This window comes from Sporosarcina sp. GTC18466 (assembly GCF_055389225.1).
Window position 1 is genome coordinate 314,742 of sequence record NZ_AP044037.1, and the last position, 16,393, is coordinate 331,134.

The 16,393-nt window shown below is 48.3% G+C and carries 17 protein-coding genes and 1 riboswitch; of the genes, 16 read left to right on the forward strand and 1 reads right to left on the reverse strand.

Annotation, left to right across the window (positions count from 1 at the left end):
* Nucleotides 1-46: 46 nt before the first annotated feature.
* The 5 genes from ACZ5FK_RS01555 to ACZ5FK_RS01575 all read left to right on the forward strand — a co-directional run bounded on the left by ACZ5FK_RS01555 (nucleotide 47) and on the right by ACZ5FK_RS01575 (nucleotide 5,548).
* Entirely contained in the window at nucleotides 47-802 is a 756-nt protein-coding gene (locus tag ACZ5FK_RS01555) for a response regulator transcription factor (RefSeq protein ID WP_464806162.1), read from the forward strand.
* Between the two features lie 172 nt (nucleotides 803-974).
* Complete coding sequence (locus tag ACZ5FK_RS01560) at nucleotides 975-2,756, forward strand: ATP-binding protein (RefSeq protein WP_464806163.1); 1,782 nt, start codon at nucleotides 975-977, stop codon at nucleotides 2,754-2,756.
* A gap of 63 nt (nucleotides 2,757-2,819) precedes the next feature.
* Nucleotides 2,820-3,347, forward strand: a complete 528-nt coding sequence (locus ACZ5FK_RS01565; RefSeq protein ID WP_464806164.1) for an RNA polymerase sigma factor SigX — start codon at nucleotides 2,820-2,822, stop codon at nucleotides 3,345-3,347.
* Complete coding sequence (locus ACZ5FK_RS01570; RefSeq protein WP_464806165.1) at nucleotides 3,348-4,553, forward strand: hypothetical protein; 1,206 nt, start codon at nucleotides 3,348-3,350, stop codon at nucleotides 4,551-4,553.
* 79 nt (nucleotides 4,554-4,632) lie between these two features.
* Nucleotides 4,633-4,763, forward strand: a riboswitch (FMN riboswitch).
* A 203-nt stretch (nucleotides 4,764-4,966) separates the two neighbouring features.
* On the forward strand, nucleotides 4,967-5,548 hold the full coding sequence (locus ACZ5FK_RS01575; protein WP_464806166.1) for an ECF transporter S component: 582 nt from the start codon (nucleotides 4,967-4,969) through the stop codon (nucleotides 5,546-5,548).
* Nucleotides 5,549-5,600: 52 nt separating this feature from the next.
* Here the strand turns inward: ACZ5FK_RS01575 and ACZ5FK_RS01580 are convergent, their stop codons facing one another.
* Nucleotides 5,601-5,855: a ferredoxin gene (locus tag ACZ5FK_RS01580; RefSeq protein WP_464806167.1), complete on the reverse strand. Its 255-nt coding sequence runs from the start codon at nucleotides 5,853-5,855 to the stop codon at nucleotides 5,601-5,603.
* Nucleotides 5,856-5,960: 105 nt separating this feature from the next.
* Between ACZ5FK_RS01580 and ACZ5FK_RS01585 the strand changes: the two genes are divergently transcribed.
* From ACZ5FK_RS01585 to ACZ5FK_RS01635, 11 genes are all read left to right on the forward strand, one after another.
* Complete coding sequence (locus ACZ5FK_RS01585) at nucleotides 5,961-7,001, forward strand: YpbB family protein (protein ID WP_464806168.1); 1,041 nt, start codon at nucleotides 5,961-5,963, stop codon at nucleotides 6,999-7,001.
* Nucleotides 6,998-8,431 carry a RecQ family ATP-dependent DNA helicase gene (locus ACZ5FK_RS01590; RefSeq protein WP_464806169.1) on the forward strand — a complete coding sequence of 478 codons (1,434 nt, stop codon included), beginning with the start codon at nucleotides 6,998-7,000 and terminating at the stop codon, nucleotides 8,429-8,431. The genes ACZ5FK_RS01585 and ACZ5FK_RS01590 overlap by 4 nt, the downstream gene beginning before the upstream one ends.
* A gap of 79 nt (nucleotides 8,432-8,510) precedes the next feature.
* On the forward strand, nucleotides 8,511-9,284 hold the full coding sequence (locus ACZ5FK_RS01595) for a LysM peptidoglycan-binding domain-containing protein (protein WP_464806170.1): 774 nt from the start codon (nucleotides 8,511-8,513) through the stop codon (nucleotides 9,282-9,284).
* A 93-nt stretch (nucleotides 9,285-9,377) separates the two neighbouring features.
* Complete coding sequence (locus ACZ5FK_RS01600) at nucleotides 9,378-10,151, forward strand: metallophosphoesterase (RefSeq protein WP_464806171.1); 774 nt, start codon at nucleotides 9,378-9,380, stop codon at nucleotides 10,149-10,151.
* A gap of 30 nt (nucleotides 10,152-10,181) precedes the next feature.
* Nucleotides 10,182-11,150, forward strand: a complete 969-nt coding sequence (locus tag ACZ5FK_RS01605; protein WP_464806172.1) for a YpdA family putative bacillithiol disulfide reductase — start codon at nucleotides 10,182-10,184, stop codon at nucleotides 11,148-11,150.
* Nucleotides 11,151-11,273: 123 nt separating this feature from the next.
* Complete coding sequence (prsW, locus tag ACZ5FK_RS01610; protein ID WP_464806173.1) at nucleotides 11,274-11,957, forward strand: glutamic-type intramembrane protease PrsW; 684 nt, start codon at nucleotides 11,274-11,276, stop codon at nucleotides 11,955-11,957.
* A gap of 183 nt (nucleotides 11,958-12,140) precedes the next feature.
* Nucleotides 12,141-12,875, forward strand: a complete 735-nt coding sequence (sleB, locus tag ACZ5FK_RS01615) for a spore cortex-lytic enzyme (RefSeq protein WP_464807336.1) — start codon at nucleotides 12,141-12,143, stop codon at nucleotides 12,873-12,875.
* 48 nt (nucleotides 12,876-12,923) lie between these two features.
* A complete protein-coding gene (locus tag ACZ5FK_RS01620) occupies nucleotides 12,924-14,210 on the forward strand; it encodes a PepSY1/2 domain-containing protein (RefSeq protein WP_464806174.1) in 1,287 nt (428 codons plus the stop codon).
* Nucleotides 14,211-14,290: 80 nt separating this feature from the next.
* Nucleotides 14,291-14,932, forward strand: a complete 642-nt coding sequence (locus tag ACZ5FK_RS01625; RefSeq protein WP_464806175.1) for a flagellar brake protein — start codon at nucleotides 14,291-14,293, stop codon at nucleotides 14,930-14,932.
* A 102-nt stretch (nucleotides 14,933-15,034) separates the two neighbouring features.
* Nucleotides 15,035-15,712, forward strand: coding sequence for a (d)CMP kinase (gene cmk, locus ACZ5FK_RS01630; protein ID WP_464806176.1), 678 nt, complete (start codon nucleotides 15,035-15,037; stop codon nucleotides 15,710-15,712).
* Nucleotides 15,709-16,290 (forward strand): lysophospholipid acyltransferase family protein, encoded by a 582-nt coding sequence (locus ACZ5FK_RS01635; protein ID WP_464806177.1) that lies wholly within the window; start codon nucleotides 15,709-15,711, stop codon nucleotides 16,288-16,290. Before cmk ends, ACZ5FK_RS01635 begins: the two co-directional genes overlap by 4 nt.
* Nucleotides 16,291-16,393: the final 103 nt, after the last annotated feature.

The following is a 16,393-nucleotide window of genomic DNA, read 5'->3' on the forward strand; positions in this document are numbered from 1 at the left end:
GCACTTCCGGCTTGACAGCTTTTCTTTTCGAACGGTCGCCTGTACAATGGGTAGAGGAGCAAGTGGAAAGGGGATTTTGCTAGTGGAAGAAAACATTAGGTTGTTAGTCGTTGATGATGAAGACAGGATACGCCGGCTGCTCTCAATGTATCTATCGAGGGAAGGTTTCGAGATCGATGAAGCGACCGACGGGGAGCAGGCTCTTGACCTTCTGGAACAGAACCGGTATGAATGTGTGCTTCTGGATATAATGATGCCGATCAAGGATGGCTTTGAAGTGTTGCAGGAGATGCGTGACCGCAAAAATATGACCCCTGTCATCATGCTGACGGCGAAAGGGGAAGAGGCGGATCGTGTCACCGGTTTTGAGACGGGCGCCGATGACTATATCGTCAAGCCGTTCAGCCCAAGGGAAGTCGTCCTGCGGGTAAAAGCCATATTGAGAAGAGCCGCCATCAATGCCGCGTCACCTTCTACAACAACATCCAAGGATCTTGTTGTCTTTCCGCAGCTGACAATCGACCATGATGCGCATCGTGTCACCGCTGACGGGAAGGAAGTCAACCTGACGCCGAAAGAGTATGAGCTTCTATATTTCCTGGCGAAATCGCCGGATAAGGTCTTTGACCGGGAGCAATTGCTGAAGGAAGTGTGGCATTACGAATTTTTCGGGGATCTGCGGACTGTCGATACACATGTGAAGCGTCTCAGGGAAAAATTGAGCCGTGTGTCGGAACAAGCTGCTAAAATGATTGTCACTGTATGGGGCGTCGGCTATAAATTCGAGGTGCCCGTGGAGTAATAGCATTCTGATCACTCTTAAGACAGCGCAGGGAGCCTATCTTGTGCTGTCGTAAGGGTGTTTTTTATTGCATAGTTGCAGGGTAAGCAGCTGCACCCGGGAAGCTGTTTCCATATTCATTATGATATAATGCAAGGAGAAAAATGAAGAAGATACAGTAAGGGGAGATTGCGTGAATCGATTATGGAACTCCATCGTCGGGAAGTTGTGGGCGACCATTTTGCTTCTCGTTTCCTTTGTCCTGTTCATCGTCACCGTCCTGCTTCTTGAATTCCTTGATAATTTCCATACGAAACAGGCAGAGGATTCACTGGGCAGGGAAGCGACAACGATCGGGAAAATCGTCAATGACCATCAAGACGAAACGGCGATGCGGCTCATTGTCCAAGACATACTCGGCGACGATACAAACGCGATGATCGTCGATTCGGATAAGAACATCGTTTACTCATTCCATGAGGGCTTGAATGAGGATCGGATTGAAAAGAAGATCGTGGCTGAACCTAAATTCTTCACTGACCAGCGGGTCAACAATAAAATTGTCAAAGAGATGATCCTTCCTTCTTTAACTGATAAGGATGTGATGGAACAATTTCTAGTCCTTGCTTATCCTTTCCACGAAGCGGATGGGGTTAAGCAATCGATCATCATGTACCAGAGCCTGGATGCGGTACACAGGACGACGAAAAGAACGACGCATATCGTCTTCTTGTCTGCATTCATCGCTTTTATCCTGACGACCTTTTTCGCATTCTTCCTCTCGACGAAAATCACTTCTCCGCTGCGCGGCATGAAACAGGCGGCTTTTGAGTTGTCCAAAGGGAATTTCGATACACGGCTGCCAGTTATGCAAAATGACGAGATCGGCCAACTTGCGATTGCCTTCAATCAGATGGGCAAGCAGTTGAAATTCCAAGTGGAACTGATTAAACAGGAGAAGGAGCAGCTCTCGAGCATTTTGACATCCATGACAGACGCGGTCATCACATTCAACAGGGATTATACGATTTTGCTCAGCAATCCGCAGGCGGAAAGGCTGTTGCAAAAATGGTATTACATGAATGGATCAGCAGATCACACGCTGCCCCCGGAAATTTTTCATATGCTGGAACATGTCATCACTTTCGCAGAAGAGGTCGAGGACGAAATCGGCTTGAGCGGACAGTTTTACGGCGTGTCAATCAGCCCGTTGTACAGCGGGAACAGCATACGAGGGGCGGTAGCCGTCTTGCGCGATATGACAGAGCAGCACAGGCTGGATAAACTGAGATCCGATTTCATTGCGAATGTCTCCCATGAACTCAGGACGCCGATTGCAATGCTGCAAGGATATAGCGAAGCGATCATCGACGGGGTCATGGAAAGTGATGAAGAGAGAAATGAAATGGTGCAGATCATCCATGACGAGTCCATGCGGATGGGCCGGCTGGTCACCGATCTTCTCGACCTGGCTCGGATGGAATCAGGTCATATGCGTCTATACAAAAATGACTTCTCCGCACTTCTTTTCATGGAGCGGATTGTCGCGAAGTTCATGCAAGTGGCGAAGGATGCGCATGTCGCTCTTGAAATTACGCCTTCAGACGATGTCGAAATCTGCGCGGATGAGGATCGTCTCGAGCAGGTGTTCACCAATCTGATCGATAACGCCATCAGGCATACACCCGACGGAGGAAGAGTGGCCATCCATGTCAAAAAGATCGGGCAGTCAGCCGAAATTACTGTCACCGACACAGGCTCGGGCATTCCTGAAGAGGATCTGCCATTTATCTTTGAACGTTTTTACAAAGCGGATAAGGCAAGGACACGGGGGAAAGGCGGCACAGGCCTTGGCCTTGCGATAGCGAAGAACATCATCGACTCCCATGGCGGGCATATTAGCGCCAGACTCGGTGAACAAGGCGGCACGGTGTTCACTTGCGTATTGCCGACCGGCACCTCTGATTCATTGTAAGGGGGCCCTTGGTTGTAACTTTTCACTAAGCGAAACGACTAATCATTTGAACGGGGGGATTTCGTGGATGACTCCGTTTTCCACCGGCTGTATGAGCAATACCACCAAGACGTGTTCAACTTCCTGATCTATCTGACGGGAGATCGTACTTCCTCAGAAGACCTGATGCATGAAGTGTACGTGCGGGTGATGAAAGCCTATGCCGGTTTTGAAGGGAAGAGTTCAGAAAAGACTTGGCTTTTTTCCATTGCCAAAAACGTGGCCATCGATCATTTCAGAAAAAAAGGCGTACGACAAAAAAGGCTCGCTGAATCATTTGACTGGCAGCAGGCTGAATTTCCTTCTGCCGAACGTTCCCCCGAAGAGTGGGCTGAACTGAATGATGAGATGAAGACGCTTCTGCAGGCACTGGATGCATGTACAGGCGACCAGAAAATGGTTGTTATCATGCGGTATTTTCAGGACTTTTCCATTGCCGAGACAGCCGAGGCACTCGGCTTCACGGAAGGTAAAGTGAAGACGACTCAACATCGCGCCATCAAAGCGCTGAAGAAGAAAATGCAGGCGATCTCGGCGGAAGGGGGAAGATGAATGGCGAACTATGAAGACCAAGATAAAGAGCTAGAGGAAATGCTGCGTTCCCTGCCGAAAAAAATAGACGAACGCCCCCCGGAAGCTATTTTGAAGCGTCTCAAAGAGGACGTTAGACTGGATTCTCCAAAGCGCCGTCGTAAAATGAAATGGCTGCCGTCCGCAGTTGCTGCAGCCGCCCTTGTCCTGCTGGCATTGCTCGCATCAAGCATGCTACGGGGACATGAGAGTGCGGATACGGGCTCTCTTGAGAAAGCTGCCCCTCAGGACAGGATGAGAACGATGGATGCGGACAGGGCAGATGAGGAATCCGCTGCTGATAGTGCTGCAGAATCGGAGAATCAGGAGGAGGCTGCGTCCTATTCCATTAACACGGCGATGGGCATGCCCCCAAGCCATGTGCTTCTTGAAAATGAAGCAACGGGCATGTATATATGGCCGGTCGGCTTGGTGCATGAAGCGAATATCGTGCCCGTGACCTTCCTTATCCCCAAGGAAGAAGGTGATTTTCCGGGGAAAGACCCAGACAGTGTCGCTCTCTATAACAAATTTGCCTCTCTTATCCCGGAAGAAGAGATGGGCTTCGATCCGTATCATCCCTATCAGGGACAGATAAAGGCGGAAGGGGATACCGTCGTGAATGAGTTGCCGGAAGACCAAAGATACGATATTTCATCAGCTTCCCTTTACGCTTATTACAACACAGCGAAAGAGACTTTCAAGGACCATGCCTATTTCCTTGCTGCTGACAGCAGTGGAAATGCCGCCCGCCTTGATCACGTCGGCATCTCAAGGCCGGTCGCTACATCGCGCAAGCTCCCCTACTTCAAATATTCGATGCCAGACGGCCGCATGTATCTGGTTCCGTATGAGAACGGGGAGGCGGCTACTTGCAAAGATGCAATTAACGCTATGATCACACCCCAGAATGATATCGTGGCAAGCCTTATACCAAAAGATGTGGATTTCACAGTGACAGAAGATGAGGATCATGTGAAGGTAACTTTTAATCAGGCCCTAGATCTCGAGGGAATGGATCCGTTCGACGCCTCCGGTTTGGTAGAAGGGTTGATGCTGACCGCCGGCAGCTTCGGGAAGCAAGTGGTTCTGGATAATACTGTCCAGAAAATATTCGGCAAATATGATCTTTCTGTGCCGCTTCCCTTGCCGGCAGGCGCAAATCCTGAGTATTTCTTCAGACATTGATCATAACTGGCGCGCTTGTAAACAGAGTGGTTTACAATGCGCGTCATTTCGTTTATACTAGAATTGTAAAATAATATTGATTCATCTTCGGGGCAGGGTGCAATTCCCGACCGGCGGTAATGGAAGGAGACTTCCGAGCCCGCGAGCCTAACAGCTGATTCCGGTGAGATTCCGGAGCCGACAGTATAGTCTGGATGGGAGAAGGTGAAGGTACAGCCGTCTTTTTGTGTTTGTCCATAAAAAGCAGGCTTATTAAGTGCGGAGACCGGTTTGTTTTTTCAAAACTGCAGCCGACGCCTTATTTAAACATGCCTTCCCCTGATGCGTTTGCAAAAGGGGATTTTTTATTGACGACAGTTGGACGGATGGCCTTTCCTCTTTGTGAAGTGAATCGCAAAAGGAGAGAGGAACAAATGGGTAACAAAAAATTGCGCAGGATGATTCTGATCGCAATGCTAGGAAGTATTTCGACTGTCTTGATGCAGCTGAATTTCCCGCTGCCGGCACTGCCGCCATTCCTGAAAATCGATTTCAGTGAAATTCCAGCTGTGATGGCAATCATGACGATGGGTCCAGTTGCGGGCATCATGGTGGAATTATTGAAGAATGTGCTGCACTGGTTCATGTCAGGAAGTCCGACTGGTGTTCCAGTCGGTGAAATTGCGAACTTTGTGACCGGCATCCTATTCATCATGCCGATCTATTTCATCTCTAAGAAGGTGCAGACGACAAAGGGTCTCACTAGCGGCCTGATCGCAGGAACAGTGACGATGGCAGTAGGCATGAGCTTGCTGAACTATCTTGTATTCCTGCCAATGTATTCGTACTTCTTGAATATGCCTGCATATGTAGGCGACGAGATGTTCAATGTGATCGTAAAAGGGATTCTGCCGTTCAATATGATAAAAGGCTTTATTCTGATGGCTGTCTTCTTGCTGCTGTATAAGAGCATGGAGAAATGGATTGTAAAACAGCGTAAATCACTTGTCTTATAAAATAAAACCGGCTGTGCGGATAGTCCGCTGCAGCCGGTTTTTGATAGTTGCATCAGTCTTCGTATTTTAAAGGATCCCCTTCAAAAGGAGCATCCGCGACTTTGATTGAATCTGTTGGACAGCCGTCGAATGCGTCTTCCATGTCCTCCAGCAGTTCTTCTGGAACTTCCGTATTCCCCATGTTATCATCAAGAATAACGTATGCAATCCCTTCATCATCATAGTCATAGATGTCGGGTGCAGCCGCCCCACATGCCCCGCACGCGATACATGTATCTTGATCAACAATTGTGTATTTCTTGCACATTGATGTTCTCTCCTCTTTTCTCCGCGCTTTCTAGCAATGTTCCCATACCATTCTAAATCTGTTCGGGGCAGTTTTCAACAATAAAACATTAAAGGAGGGACAATAGTGGACCTTTCTGATGTCATAATGTTCATGATTTCCAAAATGGATGGTGAACGCTCCGCCAGCGCATGCTTGCATATCCTTAGAGGCAAACGTTCAGGCCAGACGCTTCAGGATGTCGAATACTTCAACCTGAAGCCGTTTTTCTCTATTATTCCAAAGCTCGATGAAGCGGTATACCGGGCATCTGTTGATTTATTGAAAGCGGAAGGTTTCATATTGGAAAAAGAGTCGATTATATCTGTGACGCCATCCGGCTGGCAAAAAACTAGCGGTATTCGCCAGTTTCGCTTTAACGGATGGGAGTACCGCGGCAGGGAATCGGTCTTTTTTGCTCGACTGTCACTCGCAGTTCAGACTCTGTCAAATGCAAAGGAAGGGAACCTGAATTTCATTCCCGTCCAAACGGATCGCGAAATCCAGCTGTTCGTCAAAAACATGCTGGCGGGCCAGCCGATTGGAGACCGGTCATTTTCGAAAAAGCTGGGTGATGAATTAAAAGGAGCGATGGAAGAGAGCGGCATGACGGAAATCCAAAAAGAGATAGTGGCAGGAAGGCTCTCAGGTTTTGACCTGACAGGACGGACGTGGGACCAATTAGCTGCTATATGGGGGACAGCCCCATTATCCTTATTCCTTCAATACACGGAAGGGCTGCATAAACTTCTCGATACGATTCGAGCTTCACGTTCATACCCTTTCCTCGCCAGACTTTCAAAAGATATTCAGGCGGTCACATATTTGACGGATTCTGCGGAGCGGACAAGACGGATGTTCGAATCCGGTATGACAATGGATGAAATCTCCATGGCAAGACGGCTCAAACAAAGTACGATCGAGGATCATTTTGTGGAAATGGCCATTAATGTTCCGGATTTTCCATTGCATCAGTTTGTAAGTCTGCAAGAGTCCCGAAAAGTCGTTTCAAGAGCGGAAGAATTGGGGACTAGAAGATTACGGATGTTAAAGAAAGAATTCGAGGAGCTCAGTTATTTTCAGCTGCGTTTGATCTTGGGCGCTAGAACGGGAGGTGGAAGGCAATGACATTGCATGGCATGCTCAAAGAAAAGTTCGGATTTGACAGTTTCCGGACGGGCCAGGAAGCAGTCATCCGCTCCGTTTTATCAGGCAAGGATACGATTGCGATTCTGCCTACGGGGACCGGCAAGTCGCTTTGCTATCAGCTGCCCGGTTATATGCTGGACGGCCCTGTCCTGATCATTTCGCCGCTGGTCTCCTTAATGGAAGATCAGGCCGCTTCCATGAGAAGGAACGGGGAAAAGCGTGTCGTGGCATTGAACTCATTCCTTCAGTATGAAGCGAAATCACGTATTTTATCGTCGCTTCACATGTACCGTTTCATTTTCATATCGCCGGAAATGCTGGCGCAGGAAAAGGTTGCACGAAAACTCAAAGGGCTCTCCCTGTCACTTCTCGTTGTCGATGAAGCACATTGTATATCCGAATGGGGGTTTGACTTCCGGCCGGATTATTTGCGGATCGGGGAGTTCCTTAAAGGCAGCCGGCCTCCCGTCCTTGCCCTGACGGCGACGGCGAATGAAAAAGTGTTGAATGATATAAAGGATTACCTGAGCCTGGTGTCGCCGATCGTTGAAAGGCAGTCTTTGGACAGGCCGAACATCGCCTATTCAATTGAGCGTGTTGAGTCAGAGAACGCCAAAACGGACTGGATAGAGAAAAGGCTGACTGATACAACGGGACCAGGCATCATTTACGTATCTTCACGAAAACGGGCTGATGGACTGGCCGCTGTACTTAGCGGGAAAGGGATTTCCGTGCAATCGTACCACGCCGGCAAGGAGCAGGAGGACAGGGCTCTCCTGCAAGAGCAGTTCATCCGCGGCGAAATCGAGTGGATCTGCGCGACGAACGCTTTTGGAATGGGGATACATAAGGACGATATTCGGCAGGTCATACATGAGCATATGCCTTCCTCCATCTCCTCCTATGTCCAGGAAGTGGGCCGGGCAGGAAGGGACGGCGAGCCCGCGATCGCCGTTCTTCTTTACGCGGAAGAGGATGAGCAAATGACACGATTCATCATCCAGAGCGATTTGCCTGCCCCTGAAAGCATATTCCAGTACGATAAGAATCTGCGGGAGGGCATCTCCATGGTGGATGCCGCTGCCCTGTCAGGCCTGTCAGAGACAAGCAAGAGAATTATTGATTATTATAGGCGGCAGATGGCTCCAGATGAAATCGTCAAGCGTCTTGAGCAGCTGAGTGCAGAGAAGAATCAGGAACTCGCCAGGATGACGAGCCTCATCCGTACTGACCGTTGTTTGCGGCAGGAAATTCTGGCCCTGTTCGGCGAAATCCATGCCAAGGGGCAGCAAGATTGCTGCTCCAATTGCGGCCTTGGTGAAATGCCTTGGCTTGAAAAAGGAAGGTTGGCCGAAGCGCCGCCGCATTCTATCAATTGGGAAAAGCGGCTTGGTATTCTTCTTGGCTGAAAACTCTCATGTACATTTACTTTTCCGACAGGATTCGTCATAATAGAATGAAGAGCACGAAGCGATAGGAGAATTGTCGATGAACAAAAAAAAGGACTACCAATATGAATTTGAAGAGCATCGCAAAGAGATTGATATCGATAATGACGACTACACTGACGAGCTTCCTTCCAGGACGGAACTTCATGGGAAAAAGAGGAGAAGTACGGGCGGCCGTTCAAGCCACACGCTGATTAACACGATCCTCGCCGTATTCACTCTCATTCCCGTTCTTATTTTTTCGTATGTGATTTACAATTTTTACAATGGGAAAGATGATTCGAACAGCGCTCAAATCGAACATCCGGGAGTTGAAGTCGAAGTTGAATCGGCAGAACCTGAAACGGTTGATGCAGCCATCGTGGATGACGAAAAAGATCAAAAAGGATCGGACGGTTCGGTGAATGGAAGCAAGTCGAAAGCGGAAGGGAAGAAAGAAACTGACTCTGCATTAAAGGACACCAAGCAGACGGCGAGTGCGGATTCCGGTCAAGCGAAAGGCGATAAAACACCGGCGAACCAAGCAGCCGCTCAGCCCCCGAAAAAAACGGAAGCTGTACAGACGAAACCTGAGTCCAAGCCGCAGTCTAAACCACAACCTAAACCACAGCCTAAGCCACAGGTAAAACCTGAGCAGAACAAGCAGCCATCCGCAAATCAGGGGCAGAAATCCCATATTGTGAAACAGGATGAGACACTGTACAGGATTTCTGTGAATTATTACGGCTCTGATATTGGCGTCGAGAAAATCAAAAGAGCAAACGGCCTTTCATCAAATGAAATCCGAGTAGGTCAAAAGCTGATCATTCCGTAAAGGGCATGCATGTAATAGAATTAGGCAATCATCTTAAAAAAGGAGAAAAGGCAAAGTTGAATCGCTTTGCCTTTTTCCCGTGGCAGGTGTGAAATGAAAGCATTGATAAAAATTGGCGGAGCCGTACTGATGATGGCAGGCGGGTTACTGCTTCATATGGCGCTGCTTGCGAAAAGGAAGAATGTCATCCGGCACGAAATCCGGCTGGCAGAGAAGAACCCAGAGGGCAGGCTGCTGACCGTATTTTTCATATCGGATATCCATCGTAGAAATATCAGCGAAAAGCTGCTGGCAAAAGTCCGTCAAGATAGCGGCATAGATATTGTCATCATTGGAGGGGACCTTGCTGAAAAAGGGGTGCCGGAAAAAAGGGTGAGAAGAAACGTGGGACGGCTTTCTTCATTAGGAGAGCTGTTTTATATTTGGGGCAACAACGACAGGGAAATCGGTGAGGCGGAAATCCGGCGCATCATCACGGATCATGGCGGTTTTATCCTCGATAACTGCAGCACCGGTGTTCCAGGCCATCCCTCCTGGTGCATTGCCGGCACCGACGATCCTTCGAGCAACAACGTTGATGTAAAGGCTGCTCTGTCAGAAGTGGGCGACTATCAGTATTTGTTTGCCGCTGTCCACACACCTTCCTTATTCCGTAAAGTGGATGAAATCCGCGAGCCGGATATCAGCGTGGCCGGTCATACTCACGGCGGACAAATTCGGTTTGGTCCATTCGGTTTGCATGATTTGGGGTCATTCATTTTTGATGGGAAACGGGCCAGGCTCATCAGCAACGGATACGGAACGTCCCTCCTGCCGCTGCGTTTAGGTGCGGCGCCGGAAAGTCATATCATTCGAATTTACTATTGAAAATAACAGTGTCAAAAGGAGATGTGTTTCATGTCGAACAAAAAGGATGCCATTATTATAGGAGGGGGTCCATGCGGTCTGTCAGCTGCAATTGAGCTTGAAAAGATCGGACTTGATACACTCGTTATCGAGAAAGGTGCTATCGTCAATTCCATATTTCATTATCCGACGCATCAGACATTCTTCAGTACCAGCATCAAACTGTCGATCGGAAATATCCCGTTCATCACGGCAAAAGATAAACCGAAACGTCTTGACGCACTTGTCTATTATCGGACAGTTGCGGAATTGACTGGTCTGGACATCCATACAGGGGAGAAAGTCGGGCTTGTGCAGAAAGATGGGCCTGCTTTTAAAGTCGCGACAGACAAGGCCGAATACGAGGCGAAATATGTCATTATGGCAACTGGATACTACGATAACCCGAATAGGCTGGATGTGCCGGGCGGAGATCTGCCGAAAGTATATCATTATTTTAAAGAGGGTCACCCGTATTATGGGAAGAATGTCGTTGTAATTGGGGGCAAGAATTCAGCTGTGGATGCCGCGCTTGAGCTCCAGCGCGCAGGGGCCAATGTAACCGTGCTCTACCGGGGTGCATCGTACTCACCGAGCGTAAAACCTTGGATATTACCGGGATTCGAAAGCCTGGTGAGAAATGAAAAGATCTCCATGCATTTCAATTCGTGCGTCACTAAGATAGATGAACACTCCGTGACATTTGAAGAAGCAGGTGAACAGAAAACTATACCAAATGATTATGTGTTCGCGATGATCGGCTACCATCCGGATCACCAATTTTTGAAAGAGGCAGGCATCGGGATCGACGATGCGAGCGGACGCCCCCTATATAATCCTGAAACAATGGAAACCGATGTGGAAGGCCTTTACATAGCGGGCGTCATTGCCGCCGGAAATAATGCCAATGAAATCTTCATCGAGAATGGGCGCTTGCACGGCGGCTTAATCGCAGATCATGTTCAACGTTTGATGAGCTGATTGTAAATGTTGCCTATAGGAAAAAGGTTGGGGAGACTTCTGGATTGATCATGAAAATTCTGTAAGTCTCCTTTATCGCGACTTGTAAAACGTGGTATAATGGCGGGAAAGGGGGCCGCTGCCGTGTTCATATTGCTGACTGTTGCGATTGCGCCGGGGCTGGCGCTCTTTAGCTATTTCTATTTACGGAAACAAATTGCTAGTGAACCGTCAAAGACACTGTTCCACACTTTCATTTATGGTGCTGTCATGACATTTCCAATTTTGTTCATGCAGCATGTATTCGAAGAGGAAGGAGTCTTCCAAAACGAGTTTTTCAGAAACACCATTTTTACAAGCGGGCTCGAAGAATTTTTCAAGTGGTTCATATTGCTCATCGCCATTTACAGACATATAGAGTTTGAAGATACGTATGATGGCATTCTGTACGGTGCCAGCATTTCACTCGGCTTTGCTACGGTTGAGAATATACTGTATCTGCTTTCCTTCGGCGTGGATACCGCGTTTTTACGTGCCCTGCTGCCCGTCTCCAGCCATGCGCTTTTCGGCGTCGTCATGGGGTATTATTTTGGCAAGGCGAAGTTCGCGGTCCTGTCAAACAAGAAAGGGATGCTGTTTTTTGCGTTCTTTGCGCCGTTTGCCCTTCATGCCGTTTATAATGGCATATTGGCGGTCAATGATTTTTCTTTATATTTGATCATCCCTTTCATGCTGTTCCTTTGGTGGTTCGGCCTGACACGTGTCAAATATGCGCACACCTTTGCGATGCAGCAATTTCGGAAAAAGGCCAAACTCGTGAAAAAATAATGTATAGTACCAAACAGGCCATGGCGGCTGATAGTTGCCATGGCCTGTTTCTGTTTTCTTCACTCATAAATTAGGACGGAAGGAAATAAATCCGTTCTTTTTGTTCACACTGAGTGAAAGGAGGAATGGAAGTTGAAACGGACTATCTTGCAAATCCTCGTTGCCCTTCTTGTACTCATCAGCATGCAGCATGCAATGGCGGAAAGGACATCTGCCTTCAGCACGCGTGATCTGGCAAGAGGAGCAACAGGGGATGACGTGATTGAACTGCAGGCACGACTGCAATACATCGGGATTTATAAAGGAAAGATCGACGGCAAATTCGGATATGGTACGTATTGGGCGCTTCGCGATTTTCAGCAGGAATACGGAATGCCGGTTGATGGCATTGCCGGAAATACAACAAAAAGGAAATTAATAGCCGTATCAGATTACGACGAGAAGTTTGTAATGGATAATTTGAAAAAAGGGAATGTATTCACCCATTATGGAGGAACCCCGTTAGCATCCCAGGTGAAGAAAGGCAGTGGAAAGGCGGAAAATATGCATTTGCCTTCCAAGTATACAGAGCAAGACTTGAAACTGATTGCGAATGCTGTTTACGGAGAATCCAGAGGCGAGCCGTATGAAGGGCAAGTGGCTGTTGCGGCCGTTATCTTGAACCGTGTCGAACATCCAGATTTCCCGAATACGGTGAGCGGAGTCATCTTCCAGCCTGGCGCCTTCACAGCTGTTGCAGATGGACAGATTTGGCTGACGCCAAATGAACGGGCGAAAGAAGCGGTGCTCGATGCGCTGAATGGATGGGACCCGAGTGAAAACTCGATCTATTATTTCAATCCGGTCACTGCGACAAGCAAATGGATCTGGTCCAGGCCGCAAGTCAAAAAGATCGGCATGCACATCTTCTGCCATTAATTTACCGATAAGGAGGTAGGGCGAGCCTTTCATGCGGTTTGCCAGTCTATGAAGAAAATATTATTTCTGATGTCCTTTGCAATTGTCGCGCTTGCTGTGTACTCCTATGACAAGTCAAAACAAAATGACGCACTGTCGCTGGCACTCAGTGCGCAATATGCCAGCCAGATGGCCGATGCTTCGGAAAAGCTCGGGGAGCTGGATACAGCTATTAAGAAATCAATGTTATTCCGTGAGTCGGACGGCTCAAAAAAAGCAAGGGAAGATATTTGGAGACTATCTTCCGATATAAAAAAATCAATTGCAGCCCTTCCGCTGGATGCAAGTTTCTCGACGTCCTGGAACAATTATTTGGGACGGATCGGAAGCTATGCGAAACAGACCGGCCACGAAGGCGACCCGAAGCAGTTTTACCAAGTAATGGAGAGAGCTTCCGGAAACTTGCAGACGATGACAAGTGATTGGGAGAACGCCACGACAGGTCTGGTCGACGGTCGCTATTCACTCGATGAATGGACAAACCGGATGGATGCCACAAATCCGGATATCGAGTGGATGAAGATGGGTCACTCTGTCAAACAATACACGGAAAGCGACTTTCCGCTCACTGCTAGCGAGTCGGACGCTATGAAGAAAAAAGATTTGAAGGATATCGCAGACCCTGAAGTTTCCCAAGAAGAAGCGGTTTCCACGTTCAAAAAATTGTTTCCTGGCGTCTCGAATGATGTGATCGGCGTAGAGAAGAGCCAGCCGGGAGCACCGTATCCGTTTTACCACATCCGGTTTGCGGGCAACCAGTCGGTCGGCTACATTGACATTACCGAAAGAGGCGGCCATCCGCTTTCCTATCTTGCGGACCGCTCTTTTGGCGAGGCTGCCATGTCATTTGAAGATACTAAGCTGAAGGCCGACCGTTTCCTGAAAGATGCAGGGTATAATGACGTTGTGTACGAAGAGGCAAGAGAGAATTCAAATGCCTGGCATTTCGTCTATGTTCGGATTGAGCCTATGCATAATGCGAAAGTATTTTCCGATGTCATCCATCTGAAGGTGGCAAAGGATACAGGCGAGATCGTCGGTCTGAATGCAGCTGAGTATATACGAAAAGAAAAACTTCAGGATCAGCCGATTGTCAAGATTGATTGGAAAAAGTTCTTTAATGAAGGCGTAAAAGTCGAAAAAGTGGAATTGGCCTACGTGGAAAATGAGGAGATGAAGCAGCGGCTCGCATATTTTCTGACAGTGACGAATGAGGAGCATGGCAGCACGGGCACCTACCATATCATTGTCGACACGGAAACGAAAGAAGTCATCAAGACCGATAAACTGTTCTGACTCGACGAAATGGGTTGGATTTTTGTTCCGGTCATGCCATAATAAAAAGAACATACGTACATGGCAGGTGTTAGAAAAAGATGAGACTTTCGATCGGTACTTCCGTAATAATAGACAAGGATTCAACCGAAAACAGCGATAGGTACAAAAGCAGGGTTGTCGATATAGGAGACGATCATGTGATGATCGACTATCCGACACATCTTGAGACGGAGCGAACGGCGTTCTTCATGGATGGAACTGAACTTGTCATCACATTTGTCGATAAGCAGAAAATGTCCTTTGCGTTCAGGAGTGAAGTGAAAGGGAGACTCAACAGGGGGATTCCCATGCTGAAGATCTCCTATCCTGGCGACTCGCAGCTGATTAAAATCCAGCGCCGTGAATTTGTGCGGGTGGAGACGCCTATTGACGTCGCAGTTGACGCAGGGCATGGCTATGACCAATTTGTCGCGATGGATATCAGTGCAGGCGGAATCGCTGTGATTCTTGGTAACAAAGATCCTTTTGATGAAAATGACAGTGTGACCGTCTTTATTGCCCTGCCTTATGCAAATGGCGATGTCACCTATGTAAAGGCAGAAGCCACAGCGGTCAGGCTATGGGAAAAAGAAGGAAAGCGGCTTGCTTCCCTCCAGTTCAGGAACATCGCTGACCTGGACCGCCAGCATATCGTCAGATTCAGTTTTGAAAGGCAGCTTCAGCAACGCAAGGAAGCGTGACAGACCTATAGGTTCACCTAGGTGGGAAAAGCCCTTTTCAAAAGGACTTTTCCCACTTGCTTATGTTACAATGTTTTCGAATTGAATTCGGGGGTAGAAGATATGGTAAAAGGGATAAAGATTGCAATTGATGGACCTGCTGCAGCAGGGAAAAGCACAATAGCGAAACGCATTGCCGAAAGGCTGCATTACACATACATCGATACAGGCGCTATGTACCGGGCGCTGACTCATAAAGCGCTTGCCGTGGGCATAGATTTGGCTAGTGACAGGGAGCTTGCAGATTTGCTGGCAGAGACGGATCTTCATCTTGAGCCGTCACCGGAAGGTCAGGTCGTATACGTCGATGGAGTCGATTGCACAGAAGCGATCCGTTTGCCGATTGTTACGGCGAATGTATCTGAAGTGGCCGCCCACGGGCATGTGCGTGAATTAATGGTGTGGAAGCAGCAGAGACTTGCGGACAAAGCCGGCGTTGTCATGGACGGCAGAGATATCGGCACTGCTGTACTTCCTGATGCCGAGCTTAAAATATTCATGACCGCTTCTGCGGAGGAACGCGCCGTCCGCAGGCATTCTGAAAATGAACGGCGCGGCATCCACTCTTCGCTTGAACAGCTGAAAAAAGAGATCATGGACAGGGACCGTGCAGACAGTGAACGGGAAGTGTCGCCGCTTAAAAAAGCGGATGACGCCATCGTGGTCGATACGACTTCGCTTACAATCGAGGAAGTGGCGGACCGGATCATCAGGCTGGCTGAGGAGAGGATTGTGCGATGAATTTATATCCGTTTGGCAAATTTCTAGTCAGTACGATTTTTTTCCCTTTATACCGAATCAAAGTGATCGGTAAAGAAAACTTCCCAGAAGAGGGCGGGGTGCTGCTGTGCGCGAATCACATTGATAACCTGGATCCGCCGACTGTCGGCATCACTTGTCCGCGGACTGTCCATTTTATGGCGAAGGAGGAGCTTTTCAAAGCGCCTGTTCTAAAGCAGATCCTTCCTAGGGTTAAAGCGTATCCGGTCAAACGCGGTATGAGCGACCGGGAAGCGTTCAGGACAACCTTGAAACTGCTGAAGGAAGATAAAGTGGTAGGCCTCTTTCCGGAAGGGACGAGAAGTAAGACGGGTGAACTTGGCAAAGGACTGGCCGGTGCAGGATTTTTTGCACTAAAAGGCAATGCCAAAGTGGTGCCTTGTGCAATTATCGGGCCTTATAAGCCGTTCAAGCGCCTGCTGGTCGTTTACGGCGAGCCTATTGATATGGAACCGTACCGTGAGAGGAAAGCCTCTGCGGAAGAAGCTACAGAAGTGATCATGGAAGCGATCCGTGAATTGCAAGAGAAGCACAAGTGAGATGGCATCAGCCATTCAGCAAGGAAATCCAGTTAGATAAGAGCAATTTTTTGTTTTTACTCGGCGATTCGAATAATATAGAGATAGGATTCATTATGGAGGA

What these genes read in the sequence shown, in the direction of transcription:
- ACZ5FK_RS01600 (WP_464806171.1), top strand. Translation starts at nt 9,378, where the DNA reads ATGAAAGCATTGATAAAAATTGGCGGAGCCGTACTGATGATGGCAGGC.
- ACZ5FK_RS01570 (WP_464806165.1), top strand. Translation starts at nt 3,348, where the DNA reads ATGGCGAACTATGAAGACCAAGATAAAGAGCTAGAGGAAATGCTGCGT.
- ACZ5FK_RS01575 (WP_464806166.1), top strand. Translation starts at nt 4,967, where the DNA reads ATGGGTAACAAAAAATTGCGCAGGATGATTCTGATCGCAATGCTAGGA.
- ACZ5FK_RS01625 (WP_464806175.1), top strand. Translation starts at nt 14,291, where the DNA reads ATGAGACTTTCGATCGGTACTTCCGTAATAATAGACAAGGATTCAACC.
- ACZ5FK_RS01555 (WP_464806162.1), top strand. Translation starts at nt 47, where the DNA reads ATGGGTAGAGGAGCAAGTGGAAAGGGGATTTTGCTAGTGGAAGAAAAC.
- ACZ5FK_RS01635 (WP_464806177.1), top strand. Translation starts at nt 15,709, where the DNA reads ATGAATTTATATCCGTTTGGCAAATTTCTAGTCAGTACGATTTTTTTC.
- ACZ5FK_RS01595 (WP_464806170.1), top strand. Translation starts at nt 8,511, where the DNA reads ATGAACAAAAAAAAGGACTACCAATATGAATTTGAAGAGCATCGCAAA.
- sleB (WP_464807336.1), top strand. Translation starts at nt 12,141, where the DNA reads ATGCAGCATGCAATGGCGGAAAGGACATCTGCCTTCAGCACGCGTGAT.
- ACZ5FK_RS01580 (WP_464806167.1), bottom strand. Translation starts at nt 5,855, where the DNA reads ATGTGCAAGAAATACACAATTGTTGATCAAGATACATGTATCGCGTGC.
- ACZ5FK_RS01620 (WP_464806174.1), top strand. Translation starts at nt 12,924, where the DNA reads ATGAAGAAAATATTATTTCTGATGTCCTTTGCAATTGTCGCGCTTGCT.
- cmk (WP_464806176.1), top strand. Translation starts at nt 15,035, where the DNA reads ATGGTAAAAGGGATAAAGATTGCAATTGATGGACCTGCTGCAGCAGGG.
- ACZ5FK_RS01605 (WP_464806172.1), top strand. Translation starts at nt 10,182, where the DNA reads ATGTCGAACAAAAAGGATGCCATTATTATAGGAGGGGGTCCATGCGGT.
- ACZ5FK_RS01590 (WP_464806169.1), top strand. Translation starts at nt 6,998, where the DNA reads ATGACATTGCATGGCATGCTCAAAGAAAAGTTCGGATTTGACAGTTTC.